Origin of the sequence: Pseudoalteromonas sp. Isolate6, assembly GCF_022398435.1 — a bacterium.
Lineage (GTDB): Bacteria > Pseudomonadota > Gammaproteobacteria > Enterobacterales > Alteromonadaceae > Pseudoalteromonas > Pseudoalteromonas galatheae.
Genome location: NZ_JAKEVK010000068.1, coordinates 1 through 20955, shown reverse-complemented (window position 1 = coordinate 20955; position 20955 = coordinate 1). Strand labels below are relative to the sequence as shown.

The following is a 20955-nucleotide window of genomic DNA, read 5'->3' as shown; positions in this document are numbered from 1 at the left end:
GAAATAGAACACATCAAAAATCACAAAGTGTCCATAAATGAACACTTTTCGTAGACGAAGTGTAAACGATTGCGGTACGCTAAAAGAAAAATAAAGCGATCAGGATATGAAGCAGGAAGGCACCATATTAATTGTCGACGACAACAGCGATATATTAATTGCAGCAAAGCTTTTGCTAAAGAAGCATTATCAAACCATCATTACCACAGATAACCCCTTTGATATAGAAGCGCAGATTACATCGCAGCAAATAGATGTGATCTTGCTCGACATGAACTTTAGCCAAGATGCCATTAGTGGCAAAGAGGGCTTTTATTGGTTAAAGAAAATTGTCGAACAAGACCCAAGTATCGTGGTGCTGTTAATGACCGCTTATGGCGATATTCAACTTGCTGTCGATGCGATAAAAGCAGGTGCCGCCGACTTTATCGCTAAGCCGTGGCAAAATGACCAACTACTCGGTGCGGTTGCCGCCGCATTTGCCCATGCCAAAGACAAGCAGCAAGTTGGTAAGCTCACTCGTCAGGCACAAGGGTTAAATCAGGCACTCAATCAATCTAGTGGTAGCCATCAATTTGCCTTTCTAGGCCAAAGCCAGGTAATGCAAAAGGTGTTTAGTACTATAGAACGCGCAGCACTCACTGATGCCAATATTTTGATCACTGGCGAAAGTGGCACGGGCAAAGAGCTTGCAGCCCACGCCATTCATCAGGCGAGTATGCGCCACGACAAGACCTTTATCAGCTTAGACATGGGCGCTATCTCCGAAAGTTTGTTTGAAAGCGAACTATTTGGTCATAAAAAAGGGGCGTTTACCGATGCGAAAAGCGATAAGGTCGGTCGCTTTGAGCTTGCACACGAAGGGAGTTTGTTTTTGGACGAATTGGGCAACCTACCAATGAACCAACAAACAACGCTACTTGCAGCGCTACAAAATCGACAAGTCACTCCTGTGGGCGGCAATAAGCCCATTTCAGTGGACATACGACTTATCTGTGCCACCAACGACAATCTGCAACAAGCGGTTGATGAAGGTCGTTTTAGGCAAGATTTATTATATCGGATCAATACCATAGAGATCCGTCTGCCACCGCTTCGCGAACGTGCCGACGATATTCCACTGCTCGTAAACTACTACCTAGAGCACTTTTGCCACAAGTATAAAAGGCAGCTTGAGGTAAATAGCAGCGACATGCAGTGTTTACAAACCTATCCGTGGCCGGGTAATGTCAGAGAGCTCGCACATGCTATCGAGCGTGCGGTGATCTTAAGTGAAACCGAGTTTTTAGATATCAGTACTGTAATTGGTACTAACCACTCGGCGGCGCAAGCCGGTAAGGAGGATACCTCGGACCCCAATGCACTCACTTTTGAGGGTACTTTCAACCTTGAAGAGATTGAGCAACGTACGGTGCGTGCAGCGCTCAAGCATTATCAAGGCAATGTCTCAAACGCAGCCAAAGCGCTCGGGTTAACCCGAGGGGCAATGTATCGTCGCTTAGAAAAGTACGATTTGTAGGAAGGAAAGAAATGACCCGCCTCGCTCACCACCCCACTCTTGTTTTTTTCTTTACTATCATTGGCCTAGTAATTTCCAGTAGCCTCTCGCTATATTTGTATATACAAGGTGGATTTTCGGCAACTTGGCTGCTGTTCACCCTTATTACCATCGCGTTTATTTCAACCTTATACTTCCAATTTAACAAGCAAAACAAGCATATGGGTTTTGTACTTAAGTCTTTAGCCAATGGCGATAGCTCCTTAGGATTAAGCCAACATCACCCCATGCGGCAGCACTTAGAAGAGATAAAAACGCGGATCCAAAGCGCACGGTTGAGCGCCGAGCAGCAGGCTCACTTTTTACAAACCTTGTTAGTGCATATCGACTTAGCGGTTTTGGTGCTCGACAGCGAGGGGAAGGTTATAGAGTCAAATCCAGCGGTAACCCGGCTACTCGGTAAACCCATTAATCACAGCGAAGATTTAGAAGATATCGCACCACTGGTTAATGAATGCGATAACAGTTTGAAAACGATAGCAAATTGGCAGTATGGCGAACAACAAGATAACTTGTCTATACAAATAACATCAGCGCAGATCCAAGGGCAAATTCGTAAAATTGTCACCTTACAATCCATTCGTGATGCTTTACAAAATAAAGAGCAGCAGGCCTATAAGCGTCTCACCAAAGTGCTTACGCACGAAGTCGCTAACTCTATCACCCCTCTGTCATCCATTGCCCAAACCTGTGAAGGGCTACTGCCCAGCACACTAAGTTTTGACGATGAAGAAGATAAACAAGACCTCGCCTTAGCGTTGCAAACACTGGCAAAACGCACTGAGTATCTGGGCGCTTTTATCGCCCGTTTTAGAACGGTGAGTAATTTACCCAGCCCAGCGCTGCAACCTGCCCAGCTTGCGCCGCTTGTAGAGGGTATTTATCAGTTACATCAACAAAGCTGTCATCAAGCGAACATAGACTTACAGCTTGATATTAGCCACTCTCAACTGGTGATGTTAGATACAGCTCAGATTGAGCAAGTACTTATTAACTTAACCAAAAATGCCATTGAAGCGGTCCGGCAAAACAATGACTCAAGCCAGCAAAACGCGCGCCAAGTGGTGTTGAAAACTGGAGCGAATAACGCAGGCCAGCACTATATAGAAATAAGCGATAATGGCCCTGGCATTGCCGAGCATGTCGTCGACATGATTTTTGTACCGTTTTTTACAACTAAACAGCAAGGCTCTGGGATCGGTTTAAGCCTCTCGAGACAAATCATGATTAATCATGGCGGCGACTTAATTTACCTTCAGCGCGAGCAAGGCGCCTGCTTTAGATGTGTATTTGGTTAACTAACCTGAGCCATGGGTAAGGCACAGCTTACCTTTAGTTCGAGGTAAATAAGACTACAGGGCCAAACCATCCTTGAGGATTTGTGAACTTATAAAAAGTCGGTAAACTAACAGTATCTAATTTAGGGAAAAGTTCGTGCACACCGTTTATAAACCTATTCTTACTATTACTGGAGTTGGCTGGACCGCCGTCATCATATTTTTAACCGCAATCGACTTACTGCACGATTGGGTTGAGATAGAAAGTGAGCGGCTGAATAACCCTATCTGGTGGGCCCTGCAGGAATGGGGGCTTTGGTATATTTACACGCCAATTCTCTTCTTATGGCTAAATAAACTCAGCCAACAGGATAAGGTATGTTGGCGCAATTACTTAGTTTGCTGTTCGGCTTTATTCGTGCTGAGCATGTCTATACAAGCTGGGTTCGACTATCTCGTATATCGCGATGATATTCCCTATACCTTGTATTATTTTGCGCCATTACATCCGCTGGTGATCTACGTCTGCTTTATGATTTGGCACAAGTTTATCCGTATTGAAAGCAACGAAGAAAACAATAGTATCGCGATAAATCAACGCTTGCTTGTGGATTTAGGCGGCGATAAGTCATTTGTACAGATCAAAGACATAGTGCACATAGTGGCTGCTAAAAACTATGTTGAAATTCATACCGAGTCACACCAATACCTCAAACGAGCAACCCTATCTCAGTTTGAAGCCATGCTGCCCACCGATCTATTTGTGCGCACCCACCGCTCTTATTTAGTTAATCTGGCCTATGTTGAGCGTATCATCACCAAAGCGTCAGGTAATGCCATCATCAAGTTATCAACGGGCGCGCAAATTAACTTGAGTAAAGGCTATAAGAAGGCTTTGAAGTCACGCTTTGATACGCTTTCTCAGGCTGCATAACACCAGCGAGCGACGTGAACCCGCTTACGGTGTCCCGTCGATCCGTCCCATAGAACCACCTTACGTACCTAATAATTTGTTTTATCTGCTTTTTTATTTTTAATAGCGCAATGGAGAGCTTTTTATTCAAAGAGGAACAATGACACGATTTCATCCCTCCACGGCGGCCTATTACGCTTTAATGAGCGTCATAAGTAGCAGCGTTTACGCCAATATGGATAACTTAAAACCGAGTGTTTACACTGGAAATTCTTTGCAACAATTTGCTGCACAAGATGTACTTGCAGTCATAGAGCGCTTACCGTCATTCACACTCTTAGAGCAAAATGGTGAACGCGGTCTCGGTGGTAGTTCAGCCAATATTTTATTAAATGGTATGGAGATCCGCGTAAAGTCCGGGTCGGTCTCGGAGTATCTAAAACAACTTCCCGTTGATCAAATTACTGCGCTAGAAGTTTATCTAAGCCACCACCCATTCCCTTCACTTAAGCAATATAATCAAGTTGTTAACATCATTCGTGATGAAAAAACCAATGCCTATAATTGGCAACTAGGTAGCACACTCAACGCCAGCTCCTCGATTGGCATCACGGCAATGGCAGGGTTTATCTTACCTAAAGGGCAGTGGACGCATAGTGGCCATATTCAAGCTCAGGATGAGCCATTTAAAAGTACCAATAAAGGTCAACTGTTTGCGTCTAGTAATACTCTCGAGGAAAAGAGCGAAGAAACATTTAGAGAGCAAAGTGAGCGAATAACACTCTCACTTACCAGCCACAAAACCATGCAGGATGGCGCCCTAACGCTCAATGTTCAGGCTGTAAAAGACAACTTGCAGTCGCAATACGAATGGCTGTACCGCACACCAACTTCATCCAGCGATATTGAATCTGCGTTTTCGCAAGAGCGCGATAAAACAGACACAACCGAAATGTCTATCGATAGACAGTGGCAAGGTCAGCGCTGGAGCACACAGCTTACAGGCTACTACTCAAAACAAAAGAATGAGTTACACATGCTTGATGGTCTCTCTGCGCAACTTTCAACACCGAGCTTTACACAGTATAAGCGTACTGACGAGCGAGTAATTCGCCTGATGGTAAACGACACTGTCTCGGAGTATGGTCTTGAGGCCAGTATTAATCGAGTAAATGCCAACACACTATTACCCAAGGAGCAGTTACACAGCACGATAAAAGAGCTAAGTCTTGAGCCCTTTGCTGCTTTTACTTGGTCGCTTTCACCCAAATGGCGGTTATACAGCAAACTGGCAGCCGAGCAGGCTACACTTTCGACCAATAGCAGTAAGAGTGAAGATATTCAGCACCTCATCGCCAAGCCGCTGGTGCGATTAAATTATGACGCGACAAAAAGCACTCAGTTTACAACCACCTTAAAGCATGAGGTGGAACAGCTCGATTTTTCACTTTTTTTACCTGAGCTCAACGCAGGATTTGGCCGCTTACAGTTTGGCAACCTTGAAATAAAGCCTATGCAGTACACTGAACTTGCGCTGCAAATTGATATTGAAGAAGGTGAAATATGGCGTTTTAACGTTAAACCTTTTTATCAGTGGCAAAAAGATGTGCATGAATATCAGCAAGATAATCGAGGTGAAAGCATAATTGCAAATGCCGGGGATGCCACACTTTGGGGGCTAGATGGTGCAGTTAATCTAGACTTATCAAGCTGGATCAACAACAGCCAGATCAATCTTGATTATAGTTATCGAGACGCATCATACCGTGACATACTCACAGGCAAGCGTGCGATTAACGGAACTGTTCCACATAGGGCTAGCATGCAATTTCGACAAGGTTTTAGCCGTTTTTCTTGGAGCATAGAGATTTCCAGTGGGGATAGTTATCGCGAATATTACCCAGACGAGCAATTTATTGAATCAGGCTCATTGCAATTGACTTTGCAAGCGCAACTTCAAGTAAGCCAGCGAGTTAAGCTCAACCTAGAAGCTTCGCCACTAACGTCTAGATACGAATATCGACGCCTGTATCACAACGCCTCACGGGCGGGTAGCGTAAGCGCCGTGGAAACGATTCGTGAGCGTGTGCCACCGGAGTTTGCGTTTACGCTCAGTGGTAGTTGGTAGGCCGATACTAATCGTGCCTATTAGCCCCACTTTTATTGCCTCACTGTTATTTTGTTTTGGCCGTGTTAGACATCATGGTGTTATTACGTGAAACGATTTATTTTAGTTTGCAACTAGATTACAACTTTCATCTTTCTTGGTTTGAACTTATCTATGAATATCAAAAAGATGCTTTGAGCTTGGTGTTCTTTATTGCCGTTATAACTGGTTATCGATTTAGTATTTCTCATATACTTGGCGAAGCACGCCCAATAACACAACGAAGCGATGAAGATGAAATACCATTAATGTCTCTAAGGTTGTGAGTATTACGCCGCTCGCCAGTGGTGACAGTGAAATCGCATTGCAAAGTGAGAAAGTATTAACACTCTCGAGAACCTATAAAACACGATTTAAGCAACAACTACGCCTTGAGTAAGTGAGCAGACGCAATTACCAAGTAACCGAGTGTTATTGCGTTAATTCCATTAATCAATGCTAAATGCTGTAACGCTAAAGTTCATTTTGTATCCATTTCATCGCTCTACACTACACAGCCGCAACAGGTAAGGTGCCTATTTTTGCATTTGCACCGAATTTATATACAATCTTATGCGGTTCAGATGCCTCATTGGACTGCATAATAAAAGGATAATAAAAAAGGCTCTATGAAAAACCTCATCACTCCATTACTTGCAGCAATTTTGCTTCTAAATGGCTGTAGCCAAATACAGCAACCTCAACAGGATGAACCTACGCCAGATAACTCCGTGCGACCTGTCGTAAACAAACCAAAAAATACAGTCAAAGACGAAGCTGAAACCGTAGTTAAAGCATCGTATGATCCACTCGCTACAGATGATTTGTGGCTACGTATTAAAGATCAGCTCAGCTTTGCCGACTCCAACGATAAGCGTGTAAAACAACGGATTGATTGGTATCTCAAGCATCCAAATTATATGGATACCATCAGTGAACGAGCAGCGCCGCTACTTTATTACTTAGTGGAAGAAGTCGAAAAGCGTGATATGCCAATTGAACTTGCGTTGATGCCACTAATTGAAAGCGATTTTAATACCCACGCCTACTCTCACAAGCACGCTTCAGGCTTGTGGCAACTAACGCCGCTAATTGCTAAGCATTATGGCGCCAAGATCAACGCTTGGTATGATGGTCGCCAAGATATCGTAGACTCGACTCGCGTCGCATTGGACTTTTTGCAATATCTCCACAAACGTTTTGATGGCGATTGGTATCATGCCATTGCCGCTTACAACACGGGTGAAGGTAGAGTGCTTGCGGCTATTGAACGTAATAAAAAAGCAGGTAAACCAACTGACTTTTTTCATTTGAAGTTACCGCGCCAAACAAGCCACTACGTACCAAAGCTACTTGCGGCATCACAGCTGCTAAAGCATGACTTGATGAAGTTTCCTAAGATCCCTAATCGCTCGCTAATCAGCGTTATTAAACTCGAACAGCAAGCCATTTTATCTGATCTTAAAGGCTGGAAAGAGGTCGAAGTATTGAACCCAGGCTATGCACGTTTTCCTGCATTACTCGGTGGTCCTGAGCATATTGTCGTCCCCACCGCGCGCGTATCAGAGTGGCAAACCATGCTCACAGACTTACCAAAAATGCCCGCAGATACATGGCAACATTATACAATTCGCCGCGGAGACTCTCTCAGCACTATTGCAAAGCGCTACTCGCTAACCGTCGCCGAGTTAAAAGCCTTTAATCAATTAAAGAGTGACCGTATTCGTGCAGGGAAAAAGCTAATTTTGCCCATACTAGCTGACAAACAACTAGACTATAAGATAAAACACGGCGATAGTTTATGGCGCATTGCGAAACAATTTAATGTCAGCGTCACAAAGCTAAAGCAATGGAATCAGCTATCGACAGATAGATTGAAAATTGGAGATACGTTACTGGTATTTCTGTCGCCTTAAAGCGTAATATCATTTGGATAAATATGTCAGACCATAATAATAACTCTCACTCTGAAGATGTTACCGAAGAGAGACTCACGGAGCGAGTGCGCCCGCCAGCACCGAGCTCAAGACAAGCGAGAGGTAGTTTTAAACTCTCTCGCTCTAAAATGAACACCATTTTAGCCTTATGCGCTATGTTTATCTCAGCAGCGTCGTTTTATGCCACTTATCTGCAAGCCAAGGCTGCTCAAGAGCAGGTTTCCGCGGCCGAAAAGCAGCTAAAAACTGAAACCTGGCCTTGGCTACAGTTTAGCTATAGCAACTTTGATCTAGACTCCACTCAAGCAACGATTAGAGTAGACATCCGTAACTCGGGGACCGGGCCTGCCATAATCCACTACATTAAGTACGAGTTTGATGGCGAAAATTACTTTGATGTAACCGAGCTTATGGACGCTTGCTGCAACCTTAACGCCTATCAAGCAGCGCTTAGAGATGCCCAAGACGAAGAATCAAATATCAATTATCTAAAAAAGTTTGGTTGGTATGTTTCCAGTGCACCACAAAAAATCTTGCTAGCAGATGGTGACACTTTCAACATCTTCACTATGCCAAAAAGTAATTTTAACCGTGGCTTATGGGATAAAATAGATGCCCATAAAATGAATTTTAAGGCAGAGGCCTGCTACTGTTCTATACTAAAACAGTGCTATACCACAAATGAAAAAGCAGTGATCACTGAGGTACCTAGTTGTTCAATGACACCGATAAATTCTATCAGCGAGTAATCACGCACCTCATGCAGTTTGAAGGTGAAGTGCTACATTTGTACCTAGATGTGAATGCCAATCCAACGATTGGTGTTGGCTTTCACATGCAAAGTGTTGAGCAATTCTGCCAATTACCAATGCGAGATAGGCGCTCCAAACGCTCTGCAACACTACAACAAAAGCGCGATGAATATCGCAATATAAAGTACAAGCCAAGCGGCTACAAAGCTTCTTGGTATGCTCAACATACCGAGCTAACGTTGTCGCCCAAGGCCTCTAAAAAGTACCTCATAGAGCAGATTAAAGAATTTGAGCGGCACTTAATCCATTTTTTTGCCAAGCAAGATGCTGGCAGCATTCCTTATCAACTATTACCGACGCCCGCTAAGATTGCGTTGCTGGATATGGCTTATAACCTTGGTACCAGTAAGTTATTTTTGGCCTTTCCTAATTTGATTAAAGCCGTCAGCGCACAAGATTGGCACAGCGCAAGTAAAGAGTGTAGCCGTCTACATATTAGCCCAGCACGAAACGAAGCCACCAAAAAGCTATTCCTCAAGTGCGATAAATACAAACGCTATCAACTAACTTGGTTCGAAACTTTGGTTAAAAGGCTAAAGCGTTGGTTATCTTAAAGGTCAGTTCAGAAAAAAGGACTCAATAGGGTCGTAAATCAAGCCATGCTCATTGCGGTGAGAGTGATAGAGGTGAAATTTTTTTACCGTCAGCGAAAAGGGCTCTATTGGCTTTGCCACAGTCGGCTCTGGCTTACAATTTCTAAATAGCGTGATATGTGGAGAGAACGGATGCGGGTTATGATAGAGGTCGCATTTTTCTCCAAAAGCCCGTAATGGATTGGCGAGATCAAGCAAAGCTTGTGGTTTTTGTTCGGGCTTTAAGTAAAAAATGCCATTGTGTTGCCAGTAGCCATAGTCACTAAAGGTGAGTGCAAATTTAGGCACAGATAAACTACTGGCAAAATCACAAAGCTCAGCAACTTTTGATTCCTCCACCATGGCAAGAAACGCCAGTGTAAGATGCCAATTACTTGGTTGTGTATTGGCTTTACTGGCACTCACGCTATCCACCAGCCACTGACCGATATGTGCTCGAGTGTCGTCATCCATGCCAATACCAAAAAATAATCGCTTTTGCATCTTACACCTTTACCTTAAGGCTTAATAAACTAAGGCTTAACTAACCGTTTCCCTACTAAAGTTAGCATAACCCCAGCAGAGAAGCATAATAAGCCAACAAATTGCAACCAGGCGTTTTCTACACGCTCACTAAATTTAGGGCCTTGAAAACGATAGTGCCTTCTACCATCGGTTACCGATTCGGTATAAGCGCCCCCTTTATAGTCTGAGAAAAATACCGTTTTTTTGTCTAAACGTTTCGCCATGGCAAGCTGAACTTGCTCAAAAAACTCACGGTCACCATTCTTACTATGAGGAACGAGATATGCGTGCCATTTGTTGTATAACTCAACGGGCTCGCCAGCTTGCAATACACCCTGAGATTCATACTCAAACAGTTTTTCACTAAAAAATATCTGTTTGTAGCCACTCCAAAATAACCCGACACCAAGAGACACTAGCAAAATAGCTAATACCGCAAGTTGCTTATATTGCTTTTGTTTTGATTGTTGGTGTTGCTTATACCAATATTCGATGTCTGGTATTTGACTTAGTTCTTCACGCTTTCCTTGTGTTGAAAGGGTTTGCATACACTCGTCTAAAGATAAATTCAGCGCCGTTAGTAACTTTCTAAATACCTCGTTAGAAGGCACAGACTTGTCGTTTTCTAGTTTAGATAAATAGCTTTGCTCAACACACATTTGCTCCGCTAACTGGGGTTGGCTCAAGCCTTTTTGTGTGCGGATCTGTTTTATAAAGTGTCCTAGTGTCATCACGGTCATCCTCGTTTATTGTTGTTGTGACCCGGCACATTCTTGGCAATTCCTTGATAAATACCAAGTTGAATATTTAGGAATAAGCATGAATATCATAGCATTACGAAATATTCATGGTTTGAATTGGAGTTTTGATTAAAACGTATAATAAACAAGCCCACGTTCAGATCAATACAATGCCTTTTGGTGCAGCCGTGCGCGAAACTCACTAGGCGTGCACGCCTTCAACGCTTGAAAACGACGATTAAAGTTAGAAATATTATTAAAACCACATTGATCCGATATCACACTAATGGGAGAGGCGGAGCTAATTAATAGTTTACAGGCCTTGGCAATACGCAGCTGATTGATAAATTCCGTCACAGTACGCTCCGTGCGCTTTTTAAAGAAACGATGAAAGTGATTGGTGCTCATGTGCACTTGCTGTGCAAGCTCATCGGCGCTTAATTTGTCGGTGTAATTGTCATAGATATAGGCAATGACCCGGTCGAACTTGTCTTTCGCAGGATCATGGCGGGCGTCAAAGCGAAAGCCGCTACTGGCTAAATGTTGATAGTTCGATGTCGTCATCCGCGTTAACATTTCAAGCAAAAGCACAAAGCGCATTAACGGCTCGGCATCCGCGATTTGCTCAAACCATTTTTTCGCTTGCCTTGCGACTTCCACAGGAAATTTGACGCCACGGCGCGCAGCATTTAACAATTCAGATAAGCCTTGTAATTCAGGATGCTGAGCCACTAAAGACTCCAACCAGTGCGCAGGTATTTGTGCAACATGGACAACGTGAGCGGAGTGATCCGGGTTCGGTTTTGACTGCCAAGTATGTGGTAAGTCAGGCCCTAGGATAACCAAATCCAAGTCTTCGTAAGGGGCAATATGATCACCCACATGACATACACCGACACTGTTGAGCGTCAAACAGATCTCATATTCCGGATGATAGTGCCAATTAAAGGGAATTTCGGGCAATTGATACAGACAATAACGCCATGAGCATCCAGGGGATGGCAGAACTTTCTCGTACATCGCGCGCATAGCAATTTCCTTTTACATTAATAAACTTATTTAAAATCGGTATGTTATAAATTTTTATAACCACCGTTCATTACACCTAATTGCACATCATGCAAATTCAATCATTCAACAATACTAATCTATCGAAATATAGCGATTGCCTAGAGTACAGTGAAGTATTTTTGTCAAATTACGCTCATTTAAGCGTGAAAAGTATCACTAGTAGATAGAAATATACCGCTTAAAAAACACTCAAGACGATACCCTAGCTTCTGCCAACAACAAATAGGAACAATGGGCAGAACAATGAAAACAACTAAGTTGAAGCAATTTAAATTGAATAAACTTGCCGCCATCGTGACAGCAAGTACCTTCTCACCCCTATTACTCACCGCTGCACCATCAGCATTAGCCGAAGAACAAAGCGCAACAGAAAAAGTCGAAGTGATTGAAGTAAGAGGCATTCGCCGCTCGCTTGAAGCTTCAATGAATACCAAGCGCTTTGCAGACGGTATTGTTGATGCTATCACCTCGGAAGATATTGGTAAGTTTCCCGACAAAAACATTGGTGATGCGCTACAACGTATTTCAGGGGTCACGGTAGACCGCCAATATGGCGAAGTCAGCGGCGTTACTATTCGTGGTACAGCACCAGAGCAGTCGCGCATTTTGTTAAATGGCCAATCCGTTGCCAGTACCGACTGGTATGATTTGGGGCCATCCACACGTACTTTTAACATGGAGTTGCTGTCTGCAGAGCAAGTTTCGGCAGTTAACGTCTACAAAACACCTGAAGCAAACATTGAAGAAGGTGCGCTGGGTGGCACGGTAAACCTCGTCACGCGTAAACCACTGGACCTAGATGCACACACTTACATGGTGTCGGCAGAGATGGGCCGCTCTACCTTGTATGATGAAAATGATTTAAGCGGATCGTTTTTAGGTAGTTGGAAGAGTGACGATGAAAAGTTTGGTGTTTTGGCCGCTTACTCACTTGAGCGGTTAACGTCTGGTCGCCATGTAATAGAATCCATCGGTTCATATACTAAGCAGTTTGAAGCTAACCCTGATACCAATCAAGTCGATCATATTTCTGCATGGGCCATTGGTTCACAAGCATTTAGAGCTGAGCGAGAGCGCACCAGCGCACAGCTCACCGCACAATTTGCGCCAAGTGATAACATCGAATTTGCGGTAGATTATTTCAACTTTGAATTCGACAACCCACATGTTAACCATAACTTTCTTACCGTTACTGGTCGTGGCGCAGGGACGACTGATGTGGCAACCAATGATGCAGGCGGCGCTCAGCGTGCCAGAGTATTACCTGCTTACGCATCAATTATCTATAACCCTACTATTCGTAACGCCGTAAATATGGAAGTCGATGTCTTAAACTTCAGTGGTAAATACGTCGGCGATACTTTCGAGGTAAGCGGTGTTATTGGTCGATCTACATCTGATGGTGGTACGCAGTTTGGCTCCTCAAGTTGGTGGATCCCAGCAACCGATGAAGGAGACAAAATTGGCGATCCAGCTTTCCCTAATGGTCAAAATAGTACCGATGGTGGCTTTACTTATGATGCCACAGGCCCTTATCAAATTTGGTTTGACTCGTTAGATCCGAGCGATGCCTCCCAGCTCAAATTTGCTCATGAATCAAACTTCCAAACGACAGTTCAAGAGCATGAAGTAAGTTATGCACAAGCCGATATCAAGTGGATGTTAGAACACGATTACTTCAAGAACATCAAAGCGGGTGTGAAAGTAAACAAAAACGAATTTTCACGTATCGCACTCCAAAGAAATCCAGCAGATGTAATTGGTTTTGTTCCTGATGGTAACAGCTTAGCTAATTGGAGTGATGGTATTTTTACCAATCTTCATTCGCAAACAGGCGGACATATCCTTAACTCATACGCCAAGATCGATGAAGACAAATGGTGGGATTTTATCACTGGCAAATATGAGGCGGGTGAATTAATCGAGCAACAAGACCTTGGTAAGACTTACAATGTTGAAGAAGATATGCTCGCTATTTATGTGCAAAGTGATTTCAGTGGTGAAAACTTCCGCGGTAATATCGGCTTGCGATATGTGGATACAGAGCAACAGTCCACAGGTTATGTCGATAACACAGTATTCGATGAAACGGTTGACTACGACAACTGGCTACCGAGCATCAACTTCGCTTATGACTACAGCGACGATATTATCATCCGTGCGGCCGCCTCTAGCGTGATGTCTCGAGTTAACTACAACGACTTAAAGCCAGGTCTAGCGATTGATGCCAACTTTGGTTCTGCCACCGGTGGTAACCCGAATCTTAAACCATATGAAGCAGACCAAGCGGATATTGGCGTCGAATATTACTTTACCGAAGCTTCCTTGTTCTCAGCAGCCATTTTTGTGAAGAAAATTGACAACGTTGTCTTTTCTACCGAAGCGATCGAATATGTAGACGGATGCGGTACCGACCCTTCTAAATATGATCAATGCCGAGTCACACGCCCACGTAGTAACGGAGACGGTGACGTAACAGGGATAGAACTGCAGCTTCAACATAGCTTTGATAATGGCTTTGGCTTTATTACTAACTACACCTACGTGGATAGTGAAACCACCACACCAGATAATGCAAAAGAAATGGTGCCAGGTGTATCTGAAAACTCATTTAACGGCTCACTATTTTTCGAAAACGAGCAATTTAGTGCACGTCTTGCCTACAACTGGCGTAGTGAGTGGGTTGGCCTAGGTGCAGCACAAGCCGTACGCAACGACAGCTACCAACAATGGGATGCATCTTTGGTGTGGCATGCGATGGAAAATCTGGATGTCAGCTTAGAGGGTGTTAACCTGACCAATGAGGTTATTCAATCTTACGACACCAAATATAACTTAACGCAAAACACCATCGAATTTGGTACGCGCTATTACCTTGGCGTCAGCTATAAGTTCTAACCTCGGAGCCCCAGTCCCTTGCGACTGGGGTCATGTGCCTATGAAAACAATACAGTCACTCACCATCCTTGGTGGTGGTACAGCCGGTTGGATGTGCGCAGCCTACCTTGCAAAGCATCAACCCAATTTATCAATTACGGTGATTGAGTCATCAAAGATTGGCAGAATTGGCGTTGGCGAGGGCTCAACGCCGCATTTGCAGCTTTTTATGCAAAGTCTTGGTGTGAAAGAACGCGATTGGATGCCCGCATGCCAAGCCAGCTATAAAACCGGGATCTACTTTGATAATTGGAATGGCGACAATGGTAGCTACTTCCATCCTTTCTTCTCTGAAATGGATGCCAAAACAGCGGAAGTCTACTTTGTCAACGCCAACGCCAGACGTCGTGGTAACGAATATATAGATAAGCCCGAACATTACTTTTTAGCCGCAGTACTGGCCGGGAAGCAACAAGCACCACTGCCACAGCGCCCATTACCAAGGGCGCTTGAGTACGGCTATCACTTTGATGCGCAAAAACTCGCAGATTGGTTAAGAGCATTTAGCCTAGCGCGAGGCGTAAAACATATTCAAAGTACGGTGAGTAGCGTACAGCATCATGCACGGGAAATTATGGCACTGACACTTGAGTCGGGTGAGCAGGTGAAAAGCGATTTTTACGTCGATGCCTCAGGGTTTAACGCCCTACTGATAGAGAAAACGCTCGAAGTACCCTTTATTTCCTTCGCCGATCAGTTACTCAATGATTCAGCGGTCGCGATTGCTGGCGCTAAAACAAACCCGCTACCTTCAAGCACTTCTGCTATCGCGATGCCGTGCGGCTGGCGCTGGCAGATCCCGCTACAAGGCAGAACCGGACATGGTTACGTATACAGCAGCGCTCATACCACCCCCGAAGAGGCTGAGGCTCAACTGCGTCAAGCCGCGCAACTCGATAAAGGACAAGCCAAGCATCTCACCATGAAAGTGGGCATGATGGCTCGCTGTGTTGAAGGCAATGTGTTTGCTATTGGCCTCGCGCAGAGCTTCATTGAGCCACTCGAAGCCACCGCGCTGATGGTCACAGGTTATAGCATTGAGTTATTGAGTAGGCTGCTTTCGCAACAGCTTGAGGCACAAGCCATCAATCAACAACTGTCAGAACTGGTGCTCGGTATTAAAGAGTATGTACTGGCACATTACGCCACCAGCAAGCGCGCAGATTCACCGTATTGGCAAGATGCGAAAGTCGCAGCATTGAGCTTAAACGAGCTTGATGAGCTGCTCACACACTGGCGTAGCGGTGCTGATTTTGATGCTTGGCTCAACCAACACAAGAAGCACTCTCCCTATATTCGTCCCAGTTGGTATTGCTTACTTGGCGGCATGGATCATCGCGATAGCACCTGCCAAATGCCCTTTGATCAAGCGCCACAGCATATTGAACAGGCGGCTAAGGCCTACCTTACAAAGCTTAGTGATGAGCATTTTACTGCCCATACAACTGCACTGGAACAATTACAGCGAGCACAAGCATTCCGTGCATAACCCAATTGCGGGTGGTGGAGAGATTCCCCTTGATCTTTTTGTTTGTCTGCCCACAAGCGAGATCGCCACGCCATCACCCGCTCTCTAATGAAGGTGGAAATACAACATGAAAAAAAGCTACCTGGTGATTGCCTTAGTATTGGCAACCTTTTTTACGGTGTCCTTTATCACCAATATTTTAGGCGCGATTTTTCCAGCATTAATAGAAAGTTACAGCATAGGTCTAACGCTCGCGGGGTTTTTCCCGTTCGCCTTTTTTATCGCTTACGGTGTGATGTCTATTCCAGCGGGACTGCTAGTTCAGCGTTTTGGAGAAAAAACCGTTATGCAGCTTGCATTTACCCTTGCTGCAATTGGCGCAACGACCTTTGTGCTAATGCCAACGTTTGCCATTGCCATGGTTGCGTTGTTTATGCTCGGCTGTGCCATGGCATTGCTGCAAGTGGCTATCAATCCACTATTACGCGCTAGCGGTGGTTCAGAACACTTTGCCGTACTTTCAGTGTTTGCGCAGTTGATGTTTGGTGCTGCCGCGACACTCGCGCCTCTGATGTATAGCAAACTACAGTCTCAAGTCACCACCGCAGAGGGATTTGGCGGAGCGCTGTCTGGTGTTATCCCAGCAGATAAAACTTGGCTAAGTATCTATGCGGTATTCGCTACCCTGAGCGTCGTGATGCTATTGCTGTCGCAATTTACACCATTTAGCGCGGTACCCGAGCAGAAACAGCAGCAGCTGAGCTGGTCACAAAGTATCGGCTTTTTTAAAGATAAAACCGTACTGAAATTTTTTGCCGCCATCGCCGCTTATGTCGCGCTAGAACAAGGTGTAGCTAACCTGATTTCCGTCTTTTTGCAGCAGTATCATGGCCTAGATCCAACCACCGAAGGCGCAAAAGTGGTGAGCGAATTCTGGTTATGCCTAACCTTAGGTTGTTTACTTGGGCTGGCACTACTTAAACTCATTGATGCACAAAAGCTTTTGATTTTATTCAGCTCTGGCGCCGCTATCGCACTGTTAAGTGCGTTATTCGGTAACACTACCGTGGCGCTTATTGCTTTTCCAGTTGTGGGATTCTTTCTCTCCATTATGTGGTCGGTCATCTTTGCTCTGGCATTAAATTCATTCAAAACCGGCCATGGCGCAATCACGGGGATTTTATGTACCGGGATCATTGGCGGTGCATTTATGTCTCCCATCATAGGTTTTGCGGCTGAATTGAGTAACAACTTACAGCTTGCTGCCCTGCTACTCCTACTGCCACTTAGCTATATTCTGAGTGTTGGTGTATGGGCTAATCCTTTGATTAAAAATAAGACTTTTGGCAATAGCCGAAAGACGCTGTCTCAACCTCTAAATGAAAATAGTTAAATTACGATGAATCACTCTTTGTTATGTATTGACTTGGGTGGCACCAAAGCGCTTGTGGCTTCGGTTGCACACACTCAGGTCGAGCAGGTACGCCAATATGCGGTGCCTAGTCAGGCCAACTTGAACCAAGTTAATGCCTTTGTTATTCGTTTAATCGAAGAAAACCTAACGGCCGAAGCAACCGGTATTGCGATTGGCGTACCAAGCACACTGGATGTATACAGCGGCACGGTGCTGACAACACAAAATATTCCAAATTGGCAAAATGTGCCTCTGAAGGGATTGTTAGAACAGCGCTTTTCATTGCCAGTTATCGTCCATAATGACGCAAACTGCTTTGCATTTGGTGAATACTTATATGGTGAGCACCATGCCAACAACCTAATTGGCGTATGCCTTGGCACAGGCATTGGTGCCGGTTTTGTGCTTAACGGTAGTTTATATACGGGTAACCATAGTGCTGCTGGAGAGCTGGGCAACTTAAGCTATCTTGATGGAATTATTGAAGATTATGCTTCAGGACAGTTCTTTGGGCGACAAGGAGTTGAAGGGAGGTGGTTGGCCGAACAAGCACGTAGTGGCGACCCATTTGCACTACAACAATTTGAGACTTTTGGCAGTCACGTTGGTCATGCACTCGCGCAAGTAGTCATGGTGCTGAATCCAGATGTCATTGTACTTGGCGGCTCCGTGACGCATTCATATGACTATTTTAACGCTGCACTTGAAGCCAAGATGCAGCAGTTGCTTGGCAATGCTTTATATCAATCCGTTCGTGTCATTCCAAGCACCTTAAATCACGCGCCACTTTTAGGGGCATACGGATTGTTTCAACACAATAAAATTAACCATGATAACAAGGAACTAGCCAATGAAGTTTAATCGGCTTATGGCCCTACTTTTTGGGGTGTCGTCACCCCTTTATGCGCTCGACCAAACCGCAGTAAACTGGTTAGGCCAAAATCTTGATGTAAAGTACACCTTACTTGATAGCAAGCCAAGCACCTGCCCCAAGGCACAACAAAAGTGTTATTACTCGGCGCTGAGTTTTAGCGTAGCTAAAGAAAATACCAAGGCAAATAATGACTTTGCTATCTTTTTTAGCCAACTGATGCCGATTTACCATGTTGAGGGCGATAACTTTGCCATCACCCATATCAATGGTGATATTCACAAAATCACGCCTGCGGCGGGGTTTAGTGGGTTTTCAAGTACTCCCACTACCGTGCGCTTTTATACCAAGGATTCTCAGGTTACGCGCTCGGAATTTATGCCAAACTATGTTGTAACGGACGCGCAGCTTAAGCTCACCCCACAAGTGATCAAAAGCACGCAAACCCAGCGCGATAACGACACAGGACTTGAGCTACAACCTTATCTGGCGCCATTTGATACGCTCAATCAGCTGCAAACCAGCAGTAAAGATGACACGCCGTGGATGGGCAGTGAATACTTATATCAACATCAAGTGAAGCCAACGCTTGATGCTGCAATTGGGCTGATACCAAAGCCCAAACAACTGACGATGCTGTCCGATAGACGCCTCAATCTAGCGGCCGGTATTAATCTGCAACTTTCAGGCGTTTCAGCAGATGCTATCGCCATGGCACAACAGCGACTCAATACTCTCGGGGTAAAAAGCACCAAGGACGGACTTGTAGTTAATGTCGCTGTAAAGCCAAATCAGCAATCAAGCCCACATTATCAACTGACGGTCGCCGAAAATAATATCTCAATCCAAGCCAATAACAGCGCTGCTGCATTTTATGCGCTACAAAGCCTTGCGGGACTGTTGGATATTAATGATTTAAGTATTCCCATGGTGGATATTATTGATACACCAAGGTATGACTTTCGTGGTTTACACGTCGATGTTGCCCGCAACTTCCGCTCCAAAGCCTTTATTTTACAAACCATTGAACAGATGGCGGCGTATAAGCTAAATAAACTGCACCTTCATTTAGCGGATGATGAAGGCTGGCGCTTAGCCATCGACGGTCTTGATGAACTCACCTCTGTCGGCGCTTATCGCTGTTTTGATTTGACCGAAACTCGCTGCCTATTGCCGCAATTAGGCGCAGGAAATGATAAAAACGCGCAAGTGAATGGCTTTTACTCTGCTGAGGATTATATTGAGATCCTGCGCTATGCCAAGGCGCATCATATTGAGGTGTTACCCTCATTAGATATGCCTGGTCACTCACGCGCTGCAATCATCGGCATGGAGGCGCGATATAAAAAGTTGATGGCACAAGGCAAACCAGAGAATGCACAGCAGTATCGATTAGTCGAAGCTGCTGATAAAACGCGTTACAGCTCCATTCAACATTACAACGACAACACGCTAAACGTCTGTATTTCAAACACTTACACTTTTATCGACAAAGTATTAAGCGAAGTAAAAGTGCTGCATGACCGTGCGGGTGTACCACTCAATACATACCATATAGGTGCCGATGAAACCGCAGGTGCTTGGCTAGAGTCACCGGCTTGTAAAAAATTGCGCTCAAGCGTGAAAGATTTTACCAACTTTAACGGTTACTTCATTGAACGGATCGCAAAGTTACTAGATAAAAAAGGAATACAGGTTGCAGGGTGGAGCGACGGTTTAGGTGATGTACGTGCTGCAAATATGCCAGCAAACGTACAGAGCAATGCTTGGGCGACATTAAGCGAAAACGGGCACGCGGTCGCGCATCGCTTCGCCAATCAGGGCTGGCAGGTTGTCCTGTCTAGCCCTGATGTAACCTACTTTGACTTTCCATATCAATCTCACCCAGAAGAGCGTGGTAACCACTGGGCAAGTCGCGCTATTGAAAGCAAGAAGATGTTTGAATTTATGCCAGACAACCTTCCTGCACATGCTGAATTCTGGAAAAATACCAATCACCACGCCTACATAGCCAACGACAGCGACTCATCACTAAACAAAGGGGTTAAGTTTGCCGGGCTCCAAGGACACTTATGGAGTGAAATGCTGCGCAGTGATGCACAAGCCGAATACATGCTTTATCCACGGCTATTAGCCCTTGCAGAGCGTGCATGGCACCATGCCGAGTGGGAATTACCCTACCAAGCTGGCCGAATATACAGCCAATCTAGTGGATATTTTACTGCTAAGTTAAAAGCGCAGCGAGAAGCTGATTGGCAAAGATTCGTGGCTATTTTAGGCTATCAAGAACTACCTAAATTAGCACAAGCCGGAATTGAATTTCGCATCCCTGTCGTCGCTGCAAAACAGCAATCTGGAGCAAAGCTCGACGCTTTTACCGCCATTCCAGGTTTTGTTATCGAAGCACAACTTGAAAACGGAAACTGGGTGCCCTTCAATGCCTCACTTAATCAAGTACAGGCGTTTAGAGCGGTGCACCCAAGCTCAGGTCGCAAAGGGCGAGCTTTGAGTTTAAAGAATAAATAACGAATTAGATCGATATGTGGTGCTAAGCCCTACTTAGTTCTTGGCACCTTTATCAAGCACCAAAAGGCGTTGATAAAATGTAATTAATAGCAAAATGTTGAAAAAGTAACAAATATGTTTTAGCTTGGTTGTTGTGTTACTTTTTTGTTCTATTAGAATAAAAAAGACGACATAAACACAATATAATG

16 protein-coding genes are annotated in these 20955 nt (G+C 44.7%); 13 read left to right on the top strand and 3 right to left on the bottom strand.

Features of this window, described 5'->3' with window-relative positions; genetic code table 11:
* The first annotated feature begins 106 nt into the window (after positions 1-106).
* The 8 genes from L1D50_RS11530 (at position 107) to L1D50_RS11495 (ending at position 9197) form a co-directional block, all read left to right on the top strand.
* On the top strand, positions 107-1519 hold the full coding sequence (locus L1D50_RS11530) for a sigma-54 dependent transcriptional regulator (RefSeq protein WP_138524525.1): 1413 nt from the start codon (positions 107-109) through the stop codon (positions 1517-1519).
* An 11-nt stretch (positions 1520-1530) separates the two neighbouring features.
* Positions 1531-2856 carry an ATP-binding protein gene (locus L1D50_RS11525; RefSeq protein WP_239966075.1) on the top strand — a complete coding sequence of 442 codons (1326 nt, stop codon included), beginning with the start codon at positions 1531-1533 and terminating at the stop codon, positions 2854-2856.
* A 136-nt stretch (positions 2857-2992) separates the two neighbouring features.
* A complete protein-coding gene (locus L1D50_RS23570; protein WP_239966074.1) occupies positions 2993-3769 on the top strand; it encodes a LytTR family DNA-binding domain-containing protein in 777 nt (258 codons plus the stop codon).
* Positions 3770-3908: 139 nt separating this feature from the next.
* Complete coding sequence (locus L1D50_RS11515) at positions 3909-5876, top strand: TonB-dependent receptor (RefSeq protein ID WP_239966073.1); 1968 nt, start codon at positions 3909-3911, stop codon at positions 5874-5876.
* A gap of 56 nt (positions 5877-5932) precedes the next feature.
* Entirely contained in the window at positions 5933-6181 is a 249-nt protein-coding gene (locus L1D50_RS11510; RefSeq protein ID WP_239966072.1) for a hypothetical protein, read from the top strand.
* Between the two features lie 342 nt (positions 6182-6523).
* On the top strand, positions 6524-7810 hold the full coding sequence (locus tag L1D50_RS11505) for a LysM peptidoglycan-binding domain-containing protein (RefSeq protein ID WP_128727222.1): 1287 nt from the start codon (positions 6524-6526) through the stop codon (positions 7808-7810).
* A 23-nt stretch (positions 7811-7833) separates the two neighbouring features.
* Entirely contained in the window at positions 7834-8580 is a 747-nt protein-coding gene (locus L1D50_RS11500) for a hypothetical protein (RefSeq protein ID WP_128727221.1), read from the top strand.
* A gap of 11 nt (positions 8581-8591) precedes the next feature.
* A complete protein-coding gene (locus L1D50_RS11495) occupies positions 8592-9197 on the top strand; it encodes a hypothetical protein (RefSeq protein ID WP_128727220.1) in 606 nt (201 codons plus the stop codon).
* 3 nt (positions 9198-9200) lie between these two features.
* On the opposite strand, the gene thpR is transcribed toward L1D50_RS11495, so the two are convergent.
* The 3 genes from thpR to L1D50_RS11480 all read right to left on the bottom strand — a co-directional run bounded on the left by thpR (position 9201) and on the right by L1D50_RS11480 (position 11509).
* Positions 9201-9719, bottom strand: a complete 519-nt coding sequence (gene thpR, locus L1D50_RS11490; RefSeq protein ID WP_239966071.1) for an RNA 2',3'-cyclic phosphodiesterase — start codon at positions 9717-9719, stop codon at positions 9201-9203.
* A 29-nt stretch (positions 9720-9748) separates the two neighbouring features.
* Complete coding sequence (locus L1D50_RS11485; protein ID WP_138524531.1) at positions 9749-10471, bottom strand: helix-turn-helix domain-containing protein; 723 nt, start codon at positions 10469-10471, stop codon at positions 9749-9751.
* Positions 10472-10642: 171 nt separating this feature from the next.
* Positions 10643-11509: an AraC family transcriptional regulator gene (locus tag L1D50_RS11480; RefSeq protein ID WP_128727217.1), complete on the bottom strand. Its 867-nt coding sequence runs from the start codon at positions 11507-11509 to the stop codon at positions 10643-10645.
* Positions 11510-11794: 285 nt separating this feature from the next.
* Here L1D50_RS11480 and L1D50_RS11475 point away from each other — a divergent pair, with 285 nt between their 5' ends.
* The 5 genes from L1D50_RS11475 to L1D50_RS11455 all read left to right on the top strand — a co-directional run bounded on the left by L1D50_RS11475 (position 11795) and on the right by L1D50_RS11455 (position 20767).
* Positions 11795-14449, top strand: coding sequence for a TonB-dependent receptor (locus L1D50_RS11475; protein WP_138524533.1), 2655 nt, complete (start codon positions 11795-11797; stop codon positions 14447-14449).
* Between the two features lie 40 nt (positions 14450-14489).
* Entirely contained in the window at positions 14490-15977 is a 1488-nt protein-coding gene (locus L1D50_RS11470; RefSeq protein WP_138524535.1) for a tryptophan halogenase family protein, read from the top strand.
* Between the two features lie 106 nt (positions 15978-16083).
* On the top strand, positions 16084-17349 hold the full coding sequence (locus L1D50_RS11465) for an MFS transporter (protein WP_239966070.1): 1266 nt from the start codon (positions 16084-16086) through the stop codon (positions 17347-17349).
* A gap of 6 nt (positions 17350-17355) precedes the next feature.
* Positions 17356-18231 (top strand): ROK family protein, encoded by an 876-nt coding sequence (locus L1D50_RS11460; RefSeq protein WP_239966069.1) that lies wholly within the window; start codon positions 17356-17358, stop codon positions 18229-18231.
* Positions 18221-20767: a family 20 glycosylhydrolase gene (locus L1D50_RS11455; RefSeq protein ID WP_239966068.1), complete on the top strand. Its 2547-nt coding sequence runs from the start codon at positions 18221-18223 to the stop codon at positions 20765-20767. The genes L1D50_RS11460 and L1D50_RS11455 overlap by 11 nt, the downstream gene beginning before the upstream one ends.
* The last annotated feature ends 188 nt before the right edge of the window (positions 20768-20955 follow it).

Coding starts and splice junctions, on each gene's coding strand:
- L1D50_RS11530 (WP_138524525.1), top strand. CDS start 107: ATGAAGCAGGAAGGCACCATATTAATTGTCGACGACAACAGCGATATA.
- L1D50_RS11525 (WP_239966075.1), top strand. CDS start 1,531: ATGACCCGCCTCGCTCACCACCCCACTCTTGTTTTTTTCTTTACTATC.
- L1D50_RS11515 (WP_239966073.1), top strand. CDS start 3,909: ATGACACGATTTCATCCCTCCACGGCGGCCTATTACGCTTTAATGAGC.
- L1D50_RS11505 (WP_128727222.1), top strand. CDS start 6,524: ATGAAAAACCTCATCACTCCATTACTTGCAGCAATTTTGCTTCTAAAT.
- L1D50_RS11500 (WP_128727221.1), top strand. CDS start 7,834: ATGTCAGACCATAATAATAACTCTCACTCTGAAGATGTTACCGAAGAG.
- L1D50_RS11495 (WP_128727220.1), top strand. CDS start 8,592: ATGCAGTTTGAAGGTGAAGTGCTACATTTGTACCTAGATGTGAATGCC.
- thpR (WP_239966071.1), bottom strand. CDS start 9,719: ATGCAAAAGCGATTATTTTTTGGTATTGGCATGGATGACGACACTCGA.
- L1D50_RS11485 (WP_138524531.1), bottom strand. CDS start 10,471: ATGACACTAGGACACTTTATAAAACAGATCCGCACACAAAAAGGCTTG.
- L1D50_RS11480 (WP_128727217.1), bottom strand. CDS start 11,509: ATGCGCGCGATGTACGAGAAAGTTCTGCCATCCCCTGGATGCTCATGG.
- L1D50_RS11475 (WP_138524533.1), top strand. CDS start 11,795: ATGAAAACAACTAAGTTGAAGCAATTTAAATTGAATAAACTTGCCGCC.
- L1D50_RS11470 (WP_138524535.1), top strand. CDS start 14,490: ATGAAAACAATACAGTCACTCACCATCCTTGGTGGTGGTACAGCCGGT.
- L1D50_RS11465 (WP_239966070.1), top strand. CDS start 16,084: ATGAAAAAAAGCTACCTGGTGATTGCCTTAGTATTGGCAACCTTTTTT.
- L1D50_RS11460 (WP_239966069.1), top strand. CDS start 17,356: ATGAATCACTCTTTGTTATGTATTGACTTGGGTGGCACCAAAGCGCTT.
- L1D50_RS11455 (WP_239966068.1), top strand. CDS start 18,221: ATGAAGTTTAATCGGCTTATGGCCCTACTTTTTGGGGTGTCGTCACCC.